The sequence below is a fragment of the Micromonospora echinospora genome (assembly GCF_014203425.1).
Taxonomy (GTDB): Bacteria; Actinomycetota; Actinomycetes; order Mycobacteriales; family Micromonosporaceae; genus Micromonospora; species Micromonospora echinospora_A.
Map to the genome: position 1 here is coordinate 2,887,913 of NZ_JACHJC010000001.1, position 15,261 is coordinate 2,903,173.

13 protein-coding genes are annotated in these 15,261 nt (G+C 73.1%); 9 read left to right on the forward strand and 4 right to left on the reverse strand.

Annotated elements, in window-relative coordinates:
* Nucleotides 1-5 precede the first annotated feature (5 nt).
* From FHU28_RS13690 to FHU28_RS13700, 3 genes are read left to right on the forward strand one after another with little or no spacing between them, the layout of a single operon-like run.
* Entirely contained in the window at nucleotides 6-569 is a 564-nt protein-coding gene (locus tag FHU28_RS13690) for a hypothetical protein (protein ID WP_184684185.1), read from the forward strand.
* On the forward strand, nucleotides 566-1,948 hold the full coding sequence (locus tag FHU28_RS13695) for a glycosyltransferase (RefSeq protein ID WP_184684188.1): 1,383 nt from the start codon (nucleotides 566-568) through the stop codon (nucleotides 1,946-1,948). The genes FHU28_RS13690 and FHU28_RS13695 overlap by 4 nt, the downstream gene beginning before the upstream one ends.
* On the forward strand, nucleotides 1,945-2,550 hold the full coding sequence (locus tag FHU28_RS13700) for a hypothetical protein (protein WP_184684190.1): 606 nt from the start codon (nucleotides 1,945-1,947) through the stop codon (nucleotides 2,548-2,550). The genes FHU28_RS13695 and FHU28_RS13700 overlap by 4 nt, the downstream gene beginning before the upstream one ends.
* A 70-nt stretch (nucleotides 2,551-2,620) precedes the next feature.
* Here FHU28_RS13700 and wecB read toward each other — a convergent pair whose 3' ends face one another.
* Nucleotides 2,621-3,709 (reverse strand): non-hydrolyzing UDP-N-acetylglucosamine 2-epimerase, encoded by a 1,089-nt coding sequence (gene wecB, locus FHU28_RS13705; protein ID WP_184684193.1) that lies wholly within the window; start codon nucleotides 3,707-3,709, stop codon nucleotides 2,621-2,623.
* A 176-nt stretch (nucleotides 3,710-3,885) separates the two neighbouring features.
* Here wecB and FHU28_RS13710 point away from each other — a divergent pair, with 176 nt between their 5' ends.
* The gene (locus FHU28_RS13710) at nucleotides 3,886-5,346 is read left to right on the forward strand and encodes a glycosyltransferase family protein (protein WP_184684195.1); all 1,461 of its coding nucleotides are present in this window, start codon (nucleotides 3,886-3,888) and stop codon (nucleotides 5,344-5,346) included.
* A gap of 11 nt (nucleotides 5,347-5,357) precedes the next feature.
* Nucleotides 5,358-7,235 (forward strand): DUF6311 domain-containing protein, encoded by a 1,878-nt coding sequence (locus FHU28_RS13715; RefSeq protein ID WP_184684197.1) that lies wholly within the window; start codon nucleotides 5,358-5,360, stop codon nucleotides 7,233-7,235.
* A gap of 9 nt (nucleotides 7,236-7,244) precedes the next feature.
* On the opposite strand, the gene FHU28_RS13720 is transcribed toward FHU28_RS13715, so the two are convergent.
* Nucleotides 7,245-8,411, reverse strand: coding sequence for a hypothetical protein (locus FHU28_RS13720; RefSeq protein WP_260412948.1), 1,167 nt, complete (start codon nucleotides 8,409-8,411; stop codon nucleotides 7,245-7,247).
* 321 nt (nucleotides 8,412-8,732) lie between these two features.
* Here FHU28_RS13720 and FHU28_RS13725 point away from each other — a divergent pair, with 321 nt between their 5' ends.
* The 3 genes from FHU28_RS13725 to FHU28_RS13735 all read left to right on the forward strand — a co-directional run bounded on the left by FHU28_RS13725 (nucleotide 8,733) and on the right by FHU28_RS13735 (nucleotide 13,514).
* Complete coding sequence (locus FHU28_RS13725) at nucleotides 8,733-10,292, forward strand: glycosyltransferase (protein ID WP_184684199.1); 1,560 nt, start codon at nucleotides 8,733-8,735, stop codon at nucleotides 10,290-10,292.
* Nucleotides 10,293-10,295: 3 nt separating this feature from the next.
* On the forward strand, nucleotides 10,296-11,579 hold the full coding sequence (locus FHU28_RS13730; RefSeq protein ID WP_184684208.1) for a nucleotide sugar dehydrogenase: 1,284 nt from the start codon (nucleotides 10,296-10,298) through the stop codon (nucleotides 11,577-11,579).
* A gap of 186 nt (nucleotides 11,580-11,765) precedes the next feature.
* Nucleotides 11,766-13,514: a CDP-glycerol glycerophosphotransferase family protein gene (locus FHU28_RS13735; protein WP_184684210.1), complete on the forward strand. Its 1,749-nt coding sequence runs from the start codon at nucleotides 11,766-11,768 to the stop codon at nucleotides 13,512-13,514.
* Nucleotides 13,515-13,570: 56 nt separating this feature from the next.
* Here the strand turns inward: FHU28_RS13735 and FHU28_RS13740 are convergent, their stop codons facing one another.
* Together FHU28_RS13740 and FHU28_RS13745 are read right to left on the reverse strand one after the other, a co-directional pair.
* Nucleotides 13,571-14,113 (reverse strand): acyltransferase, encoded by a 543-nt coding sequence (locus FHU28_RS13740; protein WP_116509583.1) that lies wholly within the window; start codon nucleotides 14,111-14,113, stop codon nucleotides 13,571-13,573.
* Nucleotides 14,114-14,178: 65 nt separating this feature from the next.
* Complete coding sequence (locus FHU28_RS13745) at nucleotides 14,179-14,517, reverse strand: DUF952 domain-containing protein (protein ID WP_073827482.1); 339 nt, start codon at nucleotides 14,515-14,517, stop codon at nucleotides 14,179-14,181.
* Nucleotides 14,518-14,600: 83 nt separating this feature from the next.
* On the opposite strand from FHU28_RS13745, the gene FHU28_RS13750 reads away from it, so the two are divergent.
* A complete protein-coding gene (locus FHU28_RS13750; RefSeq protein ID WP_030499743.1) occupies nucleotides 14,601-15,257 on the forward strand; it encodes a response regulator transcription factor in 657 nt (218 codons plus the stop codon).
* The last annotated feature ends 4 nt before the right edge of the window (nucleotides 15,258-15,261 follow it).

Consider the following 15,261-nt stretch of genomic DNA (forward strand, 5'->3'; position numbering starts at 1 on the left):
GTGAGATGCACGTCCTTTTCCTGTCCGTCGGGTCGGTCCGGCGGCGCGCGGTCGTGGAGGAATCCCGCCAGGTGATCGCCGACGGCGGCGCCGCCACTGTGGTGGTCGACCGGATGGGCCCCTGGAGTCGTGAGACGTTCGCCACCGGCGTGCGGGTGATCGACCTGGCTGCCCTGCAACGCCGGCTGCCGGCCGACCGGGTCGAACAGGCGGCCCTGTACAAGGCGCCCCGCAAGCTGCTGCGGACCATCGGCCGCGGTCCGCTGCGGAAGGTGTCGAAGCGGGCCGAGCGGGCGTTCCAGCGGCGCCTCGCCGACCCGGCGCACCGGGCGTTCGTGCGGATGCGCGGCGACCAGCGTGACCGGCTTCTCGCCCGGGCCTGTTCGCGCTCCCCGGTGGATGTGCTTGTCGTCACCGATCCGGTGGCGATGCCGTACGCCGTGCGTCTGCTGGAGCGCCGACCCGGTCACGCGAGCCCGAGAGTCTGCTTCAGCTACGACTACTCTGGAGTGGCGACCGATGGCCAGCACCGACCCGACCCGGATTCCGCCCAGGGGGACACTCCATGACGCGCCCGACGCGCCGACCGCGCATCCTGTACCTGTCCTTCTACTTTCCGCCGTCGCGGGCCAGCGGCGTGTACCGGGCCCGGGCCACCGCCAACTACCTCGCCGAGCACGGCTGGGACGTCACCGCCTTCGCGTCGCCGCTGTCGTTCCTGCACAACGTCATCGGCTCGGTCGACGAGCAGCTGGCCGAGACCGTGCACCCGTCGATCCATGTGGAGCGGCCGAACATCAGCCACTTCGCCTGGGAACGTGATCTGCACGCCTACGGACGGTTCCGGGGCATGTCGCCGATCCTGGCCCGCAACCTCTACAACTTCGGGTTGAAGAAGTTCTTCCCCGAGCACTACCTGTCCTGGGCGCTGGCGTCGGTGCGCAAGGCGCTGCGGATGCACGCCCGGCGGCGCTTCGACGTTGTGCTCGCCACCGGCAACCCGTTCGCTTCGTTCGCCGCCGCCTGGATGATCCACAAGGCCACCGGCGTGCCGTTCGCCGTCGACTACCGCGACGCCTGGACGCTCAACATGTTCACCGAGGAGCCGGGGTACGAGCCGGGCCACCCCGCCTGGCGCTGGGAGCGCCGGATCCTGCGCGACGCCTCCGCCTCGATCTTCGTCAACCAGCCGCTGCTGTCCTGGTACGCCGACCGCTACCCGAACGCCGCGGACCGGATGATGGTGGTCCCCAACGGCTGGGACCCGGACCTGCTGACCCAGCTCGACGCGCCCGCGCCGCCGTCCGAGTCGGACCGCGACCGTCCGCTGCGCTTCGGCTTCCTCGGCACCATGAACAGCACCCAGCCGGTGGAGCAGCTGGCCGAGGCGTTCCAGATCGCCCGGCGGCATCCCGACCTGGCCGACGCGGAGCTGAACATCCACGGTCACCTCGGCTACTTCAAGCAGGGCAAGACCGACCTCATCGCGCGGCTCGGACTGGTCGAGGGCGAGCAGGGGCACGCGCTGCCCGAGTACGGCATCCACTACCGGGGCCCGGTCTCCAAGACCGAGGTCGGCCGGGTCTACCAGGAGAGCGACGTGCTGGTCTTCCTGGCCGGCGGCGCGCGGTACGTCACCTCCGGGAAGATCTTCGAGTACATGGCGAGCGGCAGCCCGATCGTCTCGGTGCACGCGCCCGGCATCGCCGCGCAGGACGTGCTGGCCGGCTACCCCCTCTGGTTCAACCCGGAGAGCCTCGACGTGCACGACATCGCCGAGTCGATGATCGCCGCCGGCAAGGCGGCCCGGGACATGTCGGCGAAGCAGCGTGCCGAGGCGCGCGCGCACGCCGACACGTTCACCCGGCAGGCGGTCACGGCCCCGCTGGAGGCCAGGCTGCGCTCGATGGTCAGGCGCAAGATCGAGGCGGGAAGGATCGCATCGTGACGTTCGACGACGCAACCGGGAACCAGTCGCCCACTGTGGGCGCGCCCCGAACGCCGCGGGCGCTGCTGCTGGCGTTCAACCACAAACCGCACGAGAAGGTCGTGGCGCTGGCCGAGCGGCTCCTCGACGAGGGCGCCCGGCTGGACGTGGTGGTCCTCAGCGACGCGAACTGGGCGGACCTGGTTGGCCGGCCCAACGTGCGGCTGTTCACCCTCGGCGCCGCCGAGAAGCGGCATCCGCTGCTGCGCACCGAGCGGATCGTGGTCACCAGCGGGCCCCGGCGCGTGGCCCGCGGGCTGAGCCGGCTGGCCGGTGGCGGCCCGGCGAGCGGGCTCAGCCGGCGGCAGGAGCGCCTGAGCCGGGCGTTCCACAAGCGCGTGTTCATGAAGGCGTACTCGAACGTGCGCCCGCTGGTGCTGTCCCGGCTGGCCGACAAGCGGCTGTCCGAACTGGACCTGGAGCGCGACCCGGTCGACCTGATCGTGGCCTCCGACGCGCTGTCCATCACGCTCGGCTGGCGGCTGGCCCGCCGCTTCCCGAAGGTGGTCGCCACCACCTCGCTCGACCCGCCCCCGTTGGCGCAGCTCACCGCAGCGGCCTGACGCCGCATCTCACGGCCTGACCGGCCCGCCGGGCGCCGCCGATCGACGGCGCCCGGCGGGCCGATCCAGTTCAGCGGACGTGCTCGGCGAGCACCCGGACCACGTTCTCGGCCGCGCGGCCGTCACCGTACGGGTTGCCCCGCGCGGCGGACGGCCGGGCCCGGGTGGCGGTCTGCACCCAGCCGGCGGAGCCCAGCGCCGACGGGTCCGGCACCAGCCGGTTCCAGTCGTCGGCGAGCGTCTCCACCCACTCCGTCTCCGGGCGCAGCGTGGTGCAGGGCCGGTCCAGCAGGTAGGCCTCCTTCTGCAGGCCGCCCGAGTCGGTCACCACACCGACGGAGCCGAGCACCGCGGCCACCATGCCGCCGTACGGCAGCGGCCGGCCCACGTGCAGCGCGCCGCCACCGAGCTTGATGCCGTGCTCCTCGGCCCGGGCCAGCAGGCGCGGGTGCGCCAGCAGGGCGACCGGCACCGGCAGCTCGGCGAGCGCGCCCACCAGCGCGGCCAGCCGCGCCGGGTCGTCGGTGTTCTCCGCCCGGTGCAGCGTGGCCAGCAGGTACGGCGCGTCCGGGTCGATGCCCGCCGGCAGCTCGGGGCGGGGCTGGTCACCGGCCAGCACCGCGTCGCGTACGCGCAGGCACACGTCGACCATCACGTCGCCGACCAGCACCGAACGCGCGGCCAGGCCCTCGGCCGACAGGTGGCGCACCGCCTCCTCGGTGGGTGCCAGCAGCAGGTCGGCGCAGTGGTCGGTGAGGACCCGGTTGTGCTCCTCCGGCATCCGGCGGTTGAACGAACGCAGCCCCGCCTCCAGGTGAGCCACCGGCAGGTGCATCTTCACCGCGGACAGCGCTCCGGCGAGCGTGGAGTTGGTGTCGCCGTACACCAGCACCCAGTCGGGTCGTTCGGCCGCGAGCACCGGGTCCAGGGCGGCCAGCGTCTTGCCGGTCTGCACGCCGTGGCTGCCGGAGCCGATACCCAGGTGCACGTCCGGGTCGGGGATGCCGAGCCCGGAGAAGAAGACGTCGGAGAGGTCGGCGTCGTAGTGCTGCCCGGTGTGCACGATGACGTGCTCGTGCTCCGTGGCGGCGAACGCCGCGGCGATCGGTGCGAGTTTGACCAGCTGGGGCCGGGCGCCAACGATGCTGACGACCTTCATGTGGGTGATCCCTCCGATTGACTGTCCGTCCGACCGGGGCGGCGTCCGTGGGCGCCCCGCGGAACCGGCTGAGCCGGCCGGTGAGGGGAACCCCCACGCGGGCGATCCAGGCTAACATCGGGGCATTCCGCTTCTGGACGCCGACAAGGCCGGCACGAGCGCGAGGAATTCCCGTCATGGTCGAGTCGTCGGTCGTTCAAGAGCGCCCGCAGGAGCCGGTTGAGCCGCCCGCTGCCCGGCGGCCGCGTTCCCGGCCGCGCCCCGCGCAGGTCGTGCTTGCGGGGCTGGTCGTCGCCTTCGTCGCCGCGCGGCTGAGCATCGCCGCGCGGGCCGAGGCGTTCCGCACCTTCGACACCCGGTCGTACGCCGGGCTGCTCGACGGGCCGAACCCGACCGCGACGCTCTCCTTCACCGGGCACGCGCCGCGCCTGTGGGGCACCCCGCTGCTCTACACGCTCGCCGGCAGCGATCCCGCCCGCGCGTGGGCGCAGGCCTTGATCAGCACCGTGGCGTGGGTGGTGCTCGTGCTCGCGCTGTGGACGATGCTGCGCGGCACGACCGCCCGGGTCTGCGCCGGGGTCGCGCTGTTCGTGCTGGCGCTGACCCGGGCCGTCTACGTGTGGGACCACACGCTGACCGCCGAGTCGCTGTCCATCAGCCTCGGCCTGCTCGCCTTCGGTCTGCTGGTGCTCTGGGTGCGCAGGCGGTCGTGGCCGCTGCTCGCCGCGATGGTCGTGGTCACGGTGTGGTGGATGTTCGTCCGGCAGGACATGCTGCTGTTCATCGCGCTGGTGCCGGCGGTGCTGGCGGTGCTGGCCTGGCGCAGCCGACCGCACCGCTGGGCGGCGGTGGTGGCGCTGGTCGCGATCGGCGCCGGGCTGGGCTGGAACGCGGCGCTGCTCGGCCCCACTGACGAGACGTTCGCCAAGTGGAGCGCCTCGGGCCGCTCGCAGACCGACGAGACGTTCCTCTACCGGCTGATGGTCGAGGTGCAGCGCGACCCGGAGATGCGCCAGGTCTACCACCGTGAGCTCGGCATGCCGCGGTGCGTGGCGATCGAGGACCCGAACCTGGTCCGGCGGTGGAACGTCCGTAAGTTCTCCGAGGCGTACGCGAACTGCCCCGAACTGCAGCGGTGGGCCGAGGAGCACGAGATGGCCGTCGGCTTCCGGTACGCGGTGGCCGAGCCGGATCACTACCGCGAGATCATGGTCGGCCGGGTCCTGCCGATGGCGCTGGGCAGCACCGAGTTGCACACGTACGGCCGGCCGGTGTCGATGCTGCCGGAAGCGGTCGAGAAGGTCTGGCACCCGCGCCGCGGCCTGGTGCTGCCGCTGCTCGCCGGCGCCGTCGTGGCGGCAGTGCTGGCGTGCGTGCTCACCGGCGCGGTCCGCCGGCGGCGGTGGCTCGTCCTGGCCGGCGTGCTCGGCGTGGCGGTGAGCCTGGCCAGCGTGCTCGCCAGTCTCATGCTGTCGGCCGGGGAGTACAGCCGGTTCGGCATCCAGGAGGCGATCTACCTGCGGATCAGCCTGGTGGTGCTGGCCGTGGCGGCGCTCGACGCGGCACTGACCAGGCCGTGGAGACGCGCCGGGCGGGCGGCCCGGGGGGTGCCGGGCGGCGACGCCGCGCAGCCGTAAACTCCTGCCTCATGACCGTTCCGGACACCCGTCCCACCGAGCCCGCTGCGGCCACTCCCGGCGACAGTTCGCCCGGCGACACGGCGGTGAGCCGGGCGCCGGAGCCGGCGGAGACCGCGACGGACGACGGCGGCCGGAACGAGACCGGCGACGGGGCCGGCGACCGGCCGGTCCGGCGGTGGAGCCGGTGGGACGCCGTGGTCGCGGCGATCTATCTGGCCTGGGCGCTCCTGGTTACCGCCCGCGGGTGGCGCAACCCGGACGGACGCCTGCTCGGCAGCCGCCCGGACGACCAGGGGTTCAACGAGTGGATGCTGGCGTACGCGGCGCACGCGGTCCGGCACCTGGAGAACCCGTTCTTCACCACCGCGCAGAACGCCCCCGACGGCGTGAACCTGATGACGAACGTCGGTATGCAGCTGCCCGGGATCCTGCTGTCGCCGGTGACGCTGCTGTTCGGCGCCCCGACGGCGTACGTGCTGCTGATGACGCTCAACCTGGTCGGCACCGGCTACGCCTGGTACCACGTGCTGTCCCGGCACGTGGTGCAGTCCCGCGCCGCCGCGTTCGTCGGCGGCCTGTTCTGCGCGTTCGCGCCGGCGCTGGTGTCGCACAGCAACGGGCACCCGCACATGACCGCGCAGTGGCTGGTGCCGCTCATCGGCTGGCGGGTGCTGGCGCTGGCTTGGGGCGGTCGGGTGGTGCGGGACGGGCTGGTGCTCGGCGCGCTGATCGCGGCACAGTTCTTCATCAGCGTGGAGATCCTCTTCCTGCTCGCGCTCGGCTGTCTGCTCGCCGTGCTGGCCCATCTCGCGGTGGCGCCGAGGGTCGCGTTGCGGCGCGCCCCCCGGCTGCTGGGCGGGCTGGGGGTGGCCGGAGCGCTGGTCGCTGTCGTCACCGCGTACCCGTTGTGGATGCAGTTCTTCGGGCCGCAGCACCGGATGGGGCACCCCGGCGGCCCCGACGTCTACGCCCTCAAGCTCGGCTCCTACGTGCGCTACGCGACCGAGTCGATCGCCGGCAGCCCGACCAGCGCCGGCGGGTGGGGCCCGAACACCACCGAGCAGGTCAGCTTCTACGGCTGGTCGCTGGTGGTGGTGGCGGTCGCCGCCGCGTGGTGGCTGCGCAAGGAGGTCACCGTCCGGGTGCTGACCCTGGTCGCCGTGGTGTGCGCGCTGCTGTCGATGGGCACCACCTGGACCTGGGGCACCGAGCGGACCACGATCCCGGCGCCGTTCGCGCTGCTGCAGCACCTTCCGGTCTTCGACGCCGTGGTGGTGGCCCGCTTCGGGTTCATCACCACGATGGCCGTCGGTGTCCTGCTGGCGCTGGCTCTGGACCGGGTGGCGCGCCACGCGCGCGCCGGGGACCGGCTGCCGGCCCGGATCGCGGCCGTCGCGGTGGCTGCCGCGCTGGTGCCGATCCTGCCCACCCCGCTGCCGGCCCAGGGCCGTCCCGCGGTGCCGGACTTCGTCACCGCCGGCACGTGGCGTGACCACGTGGCCCCCGGCCGCACCCTGGTGCCGGTGCCGGTGGCGAACATGACCTCGGTCTACTGGGGCTCGGCGGCGCTGGCCGAGTTCGCCGTCCCGCAGGGCTACTTCCTCGCCCCCACGTCGAAGGACGACCCGACCGGGCGGTGGGGCGTCGAGCCGCAGCCGACGGCGAAGCTGCTCACGCTGGTCGCGGAGGGCAAGCGCGGCACCGCGGTGACGCCGGCCGAGGTCGCCCAGGCCCGCGCCGACGCCCGCTACTGGCGGGCGGACGCGGTGGCGCTGCCCAAGCACCGCCGGCAGGACGACCTGCGCGCAGTGCTCGACGCCCTGTACGGGCCGGGCCGCCAGGTCGACGACGTGTGGCTCTGGGACGTGCGGCCCTTCAGCAGTTGAGCGGGGCGGTCACGGCGACCGGTTCCAGATGATCAGGACGTAGCCGCCGAAGTAGGCGGAGAGGATCAGCAGCGGGGCCAGCACGGTGACCGCCCGGGCCCAGCCGGCCCGGGCCAGCGCGACGGCGACTGGTAGCAGGAGCGGGAACGCGGGCAGCAGGAAGCGCGCCTTCGCGTGGTAGTAGCCGGCCGCGCCGAGCGTGGTGAGCAGGATGAGGCCGCTGTAGAGCAGGAGCTGCCAGGGCTGCCGGTCGAGGGCGCTGAGCACGAACAGCGCCAGCGCGATCAGCACCACGAGCGTCACCACGTACATGGTCAGCGCCGAGGGCTGCGCCAGCACGCGCTGGGCCACCCGGACCGTGTCGGCGCCGAAGTCGAAGGTGGTGCCCCAGCCGGCGTCCTGGATGTGGAACCAGCCGTCCGGCCGCCCGGTCTGCCGGCCGACCCAGGCCAGGTACCCGAGCCAGCCGGCCGGGGCGATCACCAGCGCCGCCCACGGACGCCAGCCGTCGCGGCGGCGCAGCGCCGCGATCAGCGCCGCGAGGCAGACCACGGCGAGCAGCGCGGAGCCGGTCGGCCGGGTCAGACCGGCGCACAGGCTGAGCACGGCGGCGAGGAGCCACGAGCGCCGCAGCAGGGCGTACAGGGACCAGGCGGCGAACGCGGTGAAGATCCCCTCGCTGTAGCTCATGTTCTGCACGATGCTGTGCGGCAGCACGCCCCACAGCACGGCGAGCAGGATGCCGACGCGACGGTCGTACAGCCACTCGCCGACGGCGAACAGGCCCCACGCGGCGGCGAGCGCGGCGAGCGCGGCGACCGCCAGCGCGGTGGCGCGCGCGCCGAGCGGGGTCAACGGCTCCAGCGCCCCGACCAGCCGTGGGTAGAGCGGGAAGAAGGCCATGTCGCTCTGGACCCGGGCGTAGCCGTCGTAGCCCTCGCGCGCGATCCGCAGGTACCACACGCCGTCGGACTCGGTGAGCAGCGCGGCCGGCCGGGCCCCGGTGGCGCGGGCCCAGAGCCAGAGCGTGACCAGCCCGACCGCCCGGACGGCGGCGTAGCCGACGAGCGCGGGCAGGGCGTTGCGGAAGGCGGTCGCCAGCCGGTGCCCGAAGGAGGCCCGGTGCTGGGAAACCGTCTCCGCGGGCGGCTGTTGGCCGCGCGTCGGTGCGGTCATGCGTGGTCCTGTCCGAGTGATCTTCGCCCCCGGCGTCGGGCGTCCGGGGCGTCGGCGACCGGCTCCGGAACCGGCGGGAGCGCCCGCCCGGAGCCGGGTGCAGGGTAGCAACGGCGACACCGGTTCCCGGCGCGGCCGGGCATCGACCTCCCGTGCGGCGCTTGTCGTACACTCGCTCGGGTCGCACGTGCGACGCTGGTTGACACGGAGACGGACGGGCATGGGTTCTGACGGGGCGATCTCTGCGGCAGACCTGAGGGCGGCAGCCGCGGCAGGGGGCGCCGTCACGATCGACAACTCGGCCCGGACGGCGGCCGGGCGGTGAGCCGACCGGACGTCACGGTCGTCGTCGCGGTGTACAACACCATGCCGGACCTCACCACCTGCCTCGAATCGCTCGTCAACCAGACGATCGGGCACGACCGGTTGCAGATCGTCGCTGTCGACGACGGCTCCACCGACGGCAGCGGCGCGGAGCTGGACCGGTTCGCGGCGGCGTACCCCTCGGTGCTCACCGTGGTGCACCAGCCCAACTCCGGCGGCCCGGCCGCGCCCAGCAACCGGGCGCTCGACCTGGCCACCGGCCGGTACGTGTTCTTCATCGGGGCGGACGACCACCTGGGCCGCGAGGCGCTGGAACGGCTGGTGTCGGCGGCCGACCGCTGGGGCTCGGACGTGGTGCTCGGCCGCATGGTCGGCGTGAACAAGCGCTACGTGCACCAGGAGATCTACGACCGCACCCGCTCCGACATCGACCTGTTCGACTCGCCGCTGCCGTTCTCGCTGTCGAACACGAAGCTGTTCCGGCGGGACCTGGTCGAGCGTCACCACCTGCGCTTCCCGGAGGACATGGCGGTCGGCAGCGACCAGCCGTTCACGCTGGAGGCGTGCCTGCGGGCGGCCCGCATCTCCGTGCTCGCCGACTACGACTACTACTTCGCGGTCAAGCGGCTCAACTCCACGAACATCACCTACCGCAGCGACCACCTCGCCCGGCTGGAGTGCGTGGAGCGCATCGTCCGGTTCGTGGCCGACATGGTGGAGCCGGGGCAGCGGCGCGACGCGGTGCTGCGGCGCCACTTCGCCTGGGAGATCGCCAAGCTGTTCCGCCCCGACTACCTCACGCTCGACGCCGAGACCCGGGAGCAGGTCCGGGCGCGGGTCGGCAAACTGGTCCGGGAGTACCTCACCGACGGCATCCGCGCCCGGCTCGACGCGGCCACGCGCGTGCTCGTCGGCACTGCCGCGTACGGCCGGCCGGAGGACCTGCTGGCGATCATCCGGCTGACCGCGACGGACGGCCTGCCCTCGACAGTGGTCCGCGACCAGCGCTGGTTCGCCGCGTTCCCGGGTTTCGGCGAGGCGGGTGGCCTGAGTGACGAATGGTACGAGTTGGAGCCGGCCGCGGGCCGTTGGCTCGCCGCCCTGACCGCGGTTTCGGTACGCTCGGTGACCGGGCCCGACGGTGACCGGCGGGTGCAGATCTTCGCCCGCAGTCCCCGGCCGGATCTCGCGGACCTGGTCGGCGGGGACATGACAGTGCGGGTGGGTGAGGCGGACGCCGCGGTGCGGCTGCTGCCCGCCGACCCGATGGGCACGACAGTGGAGGCCACGTTCCGGCTCCAGGATCTGGCGGCCGACCTCGGCCCGGCGGGCACGACCCGGGCGGTCCGGGTCCGGGTGGCCGACAGCGCCGCCGTCCCGGTGCGGGGGTTCCGGCCGCCGCTGATCCACCGGGTGGTGTACCGCGACGGCACCCGACTGCATCTGGTCACGATCAACAACAACCACAAAGGTCACTTGGCGTTCACCGTCTGGCCGGTGACGCTTCGCCGGGTCGCGGCCCGTCTTCGGCGCCGGCTCCCCCGAGGAGGAAAGTAGTTCATGAACATCTGCGTCGTCGCGCTCGGCAAGATCGGTCTGCCGCTGGCTGTCCAGTTCGCGTCGAAGGGGCACCGGGTGATCGGCGCCGACGTCTCCGAGCGGGTCGTCCAGCTGGTGAACGACGGTGCGGTGCCCTTCCCGGGTGAGGCGGACCTGGACGTCAAGCTGAAGGAGACGGTCGCCGCCGGCCTGCTGTCGGCCACCACCGACACCGCCGCCGCGGTCGCCGAGTCGGAGGCGGTCGTCGTGGTCGTGCCCCTGTTCGTGGACGCCGACGGCGTGCCGGACTTCGGCTGGATGGACGACGCCACCCGGGCCATCGCCCGTGGGCTGAAGCCGGGCACGCTGGTCAGCTACGAGACCACGCTGCCGGTCGGCACCACCCGCGACCGCTGGGCGCCGATGCTCGCCGAGGGTTCCGGCCTCACCGCCGGCACCGACTTCCACCTGGTGTTCAGTCCCGAGCGAGTGCTCACCGGCCGGGTCTTCGCCGACCTGCGCCGCTACCCGAAGCTGGTCGGCGGCATCGACGAGACGTCGGCCGCGCACGGCGTCCGGTTCTACGAGGCGGTGCTCGACTTCGACGAGCGGCCCGACCTGGACCGCCCCAACGGCGTGTGGGACCTCGGCTCGGCCGAGGCGTCCGAGCTGGCCAAGCTCGCCGAGACGACCTACCGGGACGTGAACATCGGCCTGGCGAACCAGTTCGCCCGCTTCGCCGACACCGTCGGCGTGGACGTCACCAAGGTCATCGAGGCGTGCAACACGCAGCCGTACAGCCACATCCACTCGCCGGGCATCGCGGTCGGCGGCCACTGCATCCCGATCTACCCGCGGATGTACCTGTGGAACGACCCGGCCGCCACTGTGGTGCGTTCGGCCCGCGAGGCCAACGCGGCCATGCCGGAGTACGCGGTCGACCTGCTCGCCGCCGCGTACGGCGACCTGACCGGGGTCGGCGTGCTGGTGCTCGGCGCCGCCTACCGTGGTGGCGTCAAGGAGACCGCCTTCTCCGGCGTCTTCCCGACCGTCGAGGCGCTGCGCCGGCGGGGCGCGGTGCCGTACGTGTCGGACCCGATGTACAGCAACGAGGAGCTGGCCGCGCACGGCCTGCCCGGCTACGACGGCGAGCCGCTCGGCGCCGCGGTGATCCAGGCCGACCACGCGGAGTACCGCACGCTCTCCCCGGCCGACCTGCCCGGCGTGACGGTGCTCGTCGACGGCCGGCGGGTCACCGACCCGGCGCGCTGGACCGGCGTGCGCCGGGTGGTCATCGGAGGCTGATCGGCACCGACACCCGGGCCCCGGCCGTGCTCACGGCCGGGGCCCGTCGCGTGCCGCCACCAGTCGATCGGCGTCCGCCGTTCACCTGCCGGACACCCCGGCAATACTTGTGTCATGTGGCCCGTTTAGGGTCGCAGCGGTCCGAATCGAACCTGGCCGACGTCGGGGCAGACAGGGAGCGTGTTGTTGTTGAGCAGAATTCGCAGCCAGCAGGGTCTCGCCGCGGTGGGCGCGACGCTCCTCGGCTACGCGGTCATGGTCCTCTCCGGAGTACTCGGCCTGGTGGTGCCGTTCGCGGTGGCCGCCGTGGTCGCCGTCGCCGGTGAACTGGCCCTGGCCGGGCGGCACACCGGGACCGCCGAACTGCTCGACAAGGCCGGTCTCGGCGAGACCTTCCGGCGGCTGGTGCGGGACCTGTCGGTGGTCCTGCTGGTGGTCGTCTCGGCCCGCCCCGGCGTGGCCGGCACGATCGCGGTGCTGCTGCTGCCCGCCGCGCTCTGGACCGTGGCGGTCGCCACGAACGCGGTGACGAAGGTGATCGACGGGCGGGTGGACCCCCCGGCGTACACCCGCAACATCGACCTCGGCGCGCTGCGCCGCGTCCCGGTGCCGCCGGCCTGGGCGCGGCGGCTGGCCGGGCTGAACATGCCGCTGCTCAACGTGCTGCTGGTGCCGGCGGCGGTGGTGGCCGCCGCCCTCGACCGGGTCGCCCCGGTGGTGGTCACCGGCCTGGTTACGCTCGCTGTCGGCCTGCTCACCGCCGCGGTGCTGGCGCTGACCGCGCTGCGCGGCCGGGGCAGCCAGCCGGGCGTGCTGCCGGCCGTGCACGACTGGCTCGCCCGGGAACGGCCCGAGGTCGCCCTCTACTTCGCCGGCCCGGCCAAGGACGTCTACCAGGCCAACATGTGGCTCGCGCCGGTCGAGGCGACCGGCCGTCGCGCGGTGGTGCTGCTGCGCGCCGCGGACGCGTTCGAGCAGCTCGCCGACACCCGGCTGCCGGTGATCTGCGTGCCGGCCGGTGTCGACTTCATGAACCTCGACCTCAGCTCGCTGCACGTGGCCCTGTACGCCGCGAACGTCGGCGCCAACATCCACCTGCTGCGGGAACCGAGCGTGAAGCACGTCTTCGTCGGCCACGGCGACAGCGACAAGCAGGCGAGCGTGAACCCGTACAGCAAGGTGTACGACGAGGTCTGGGTGGCCGGGCCCGCTGGGCGGGAGCGGTACGCGCGTGCTGACGTCGGCGTGCTGGACCGGGACATCGTGGAGGTCGGCCGGCCGCAGCTCGCCGGGGTGCACACGTTCGGCTCCGGCGCCGCCGACCACCGCTTCACCGCGCTCTACGCGCCCACCTGGGAGGGCTGGCTCGACGACGACCCGTACCACACCTCGCTGGTGCTGATGGGGGAGCGGATCGTCTCCGGCCTGCTCGCCGCCGGGGACGTGCGGGTGATCTACAAGCCGCACCCGCTGACCGGCAGCCGGTCGGCGAAGGCGCGGGCCGTGCACGAGCGGATCGTGGGCCGGATCAAGGCGGCCGGCGGCGACACCGATCCGTCCTCGCTGGACGGGACCGCGCATCTGGTGGTCACCGGCCGCACGCCGGGGCTGTTCGACTGCTTCAACGTCACCGACCTGCTGGTCAGCGACGTGTCCAGCGTGGTCTCCGACTTCGTGCAGAGTGAGCGGCCGTACGTGGTGGCGAACCCGGCCGGCCTGCCCGAGGACGAGTTCCGGCGGCAGTTCCCGACCGCGCGGGCGGCGTACCTGCTCTCGGCGGACTGCGGCGAGCTGGCGAAGATCCTCGACGTGACCCGGACCGGCGACGACCCGTTGACCGGGGCGCGGCGGGAGCTGAAGGAGTACCTGCTCGGCCCGGCCGGGTCGAACCCGATGGACCGCTTCCGCGACGAGATCGGCCGGCTCTGCGGCTGAGACGTACCGACGACGAGGGGCGACGACCGGCGTGGTCGTCGCCCCTTGTCGTCTGTTCAGCCCTGGTGCGGCGGGTTGTCGACGTCGCGGGAGACGACCTCGCCCTTGGCGTCGACCCAGCCCTTCGGCCGGGCCGGGTTGCCGGCCACCAGCTGGTACGGCTTGACGTCGCGGGTCACCACCGAACCGGCCGCGATCATCGCGTACTCGCCCACCTCGATGCCGCAGACGAGCGTGGCGTTCGCGCCGATCGAGGCGCCGCGGCGGACCAGCGTCGGGGTGATCGTCCAGTCCGGATTCTGGGCGCGCGGGCGGAAGTCGTTGGTGAACACCGCGCAGGGGCCCACGAAAACCTCGTCCTCGAGGGTCACGCCCTGGTAGACCGAGACGTTGTTCTGGATCTTCACCAGGTCGCCCACCGTGACGCCCGCGTCGACGTAGACGTTGCGGCCGATCACGCAGCCGGCGCCGACCTGTGCGCTCGACCGGATGTGCGCCAGGTGCCAGACCTTGGTGCCGTCGCCGACCTTGGCGCCGTCCTCCACGTCGGCCGTCGGGTGGACGAAGACGGAGGCGGACCGGTCGTTGCTGTCAGTCATCTCAACTCGCATCGTGGCAGGGCGCGTCGCGCCGTCGGGCGGGCTCGACGCAGCATAACTAGCGCTCACCCGAGCAGTTCGGCCACCGCGTCGGCGGCGGGCCGGTCGGCCGGCAGCGGATGCGCGGCGACCACCGCGTCCACCGGCAGCGCGGCGTACAGGTGCGGGAAGAGAGCGCCGCCGCGGGACACCTCCCAGCGCAGCGCGTCGCCGAGCCGCGCCTCGTCCACCGCGAGCAGAGTCAGGCCGGTGACCCCGGCGAAGACCCGGCGGGCCGTCTCCACCACCTGGTCGGCGGCGGAGAGGTGTACGTAGCCGTCCTGCCGGTCCATCGCGGTGCCGGTGAACCGCCCGGCGGCCCGTGCCCCGGCCCACTCGTCGTCGGAGAGAATCTTGTAGATCACGGCAGCAGCCTAGAGCGCGCTCGCGTCCCGGCGGCGCGTCTGCCACCATTCCCAGGGCACACGTCGAGCGGAGGGAGGAACGGGTGCGGATCCTCCTGGTCGAGGACGACCGTCGGGTCGCCGCCGCGCTGTCGTCCGCGCTGACCCGGCGCGGCTACCAGGTGGAACACGCGGCCACAGTCGCCGCAGCGCTCTCCGCCGCCCCCTGCGACCTGGTGCTGCTCGACCTGACGCTGCCCGACGGCGACGGCACCGAGGTGTGCCGCGAGCTGCGCCGGCGCAGCAGCCAGCTCGGCATCATCGCGGTGACCGCGCGCGGCGAGGAACGCGACCGGGTGCTGGGCCTGCGGCTGGGCGCCGACGACTACGTGGTCAAGCCGTTCTCGATGGTGGAGTTGCAGGCGCGGATCGAGGCGGTGCTGCGCCGCGCCGCGCACACCGTCCCGGAGCGTCACCTCATCGAGGCCGGGCCGGTGCGCATCGACGTCGGCGGCCGGACGGTGAGCGTGGCCGGCCGGGACGTGGCGCTGACCCGCAAGGAGTTCGACATCCTGCTCTCGCTGGCCCGCCAGCCGGGGGTGGCGGTGCCGCGCGAGCGGATCCTGCTCGACGTGTGGGGCACCACCTGGGCCGACCGGCACACGGTGGAGGTGCACGTCGGGTCGCTGCGCGGCAAGCTCGGCGACGCGACGCTCGTGGAGACCGTACGCGGGGTCGGCTACCGGCTCCGCGGCGCGTGAGGAG

Excerpts from the sequence above, each read along its gene's own strand:
- FHU28_RS13690 (WP_184684185.1), top strand. The coding sequence starts at position 6 with ATGCACGTCCTTTTCCTGTCCGTCGGGTCGGTCCGGCGGCGCGCGGTC.
- FHU28_RS13695 (WP_184684188.1), top strand. The coding sequence starts at position 566 with ATGACGCGCCCGACGCGCCGACCGCGCATCCTGTACCTGTCCTTCTAC.
- wecB (WP_184684193.1), bottom strand. The coding sequence starts at position 3,709 with ATGAAGGTCGTCAGCATCGTTGGCGCCCGGCCCCAGCTGGTCAAACTC.
- FHU28_RS13710 (WP_184684195.1), top strand. The coding sequence starts at position 3,886 with ATGGTCGAGTCGTCGGTCGTTCAAGAGCGCCCGCAGGAGCCGGTTGAG.
- FHU28_RS13715 (WP_184684197.1), top strand. The coding sequence starts at position 5,358 with ATGACCGTTCCGGACACCCGTCCCACCGAGCCCGCTGCGGCCACTCCC.
- FHU28_RS13720 (WP_260412948.1), bottom strand. The coding sequence starts at position 8,411 with ATGACCGCACCGACGCGCGGCCAACAGCCGCCCGCGGAGACGGTTTCC.
- FHU28_RS13730 (WP_184684208.1), top strand. The coding sequence starts at position 10,296 with ATGAACATCTGCGTCGTCGCGCTCGGCAAGATCGGTCTGCCGCTGGCT.
- FHU28_RS13740 (WP_116509583.1), bottom strand. The coding sequence starts at position 14,113 with ATGACTGACAGCAACGACCGGTCCGCCTCCGTCTTCGTCCACCCGACG.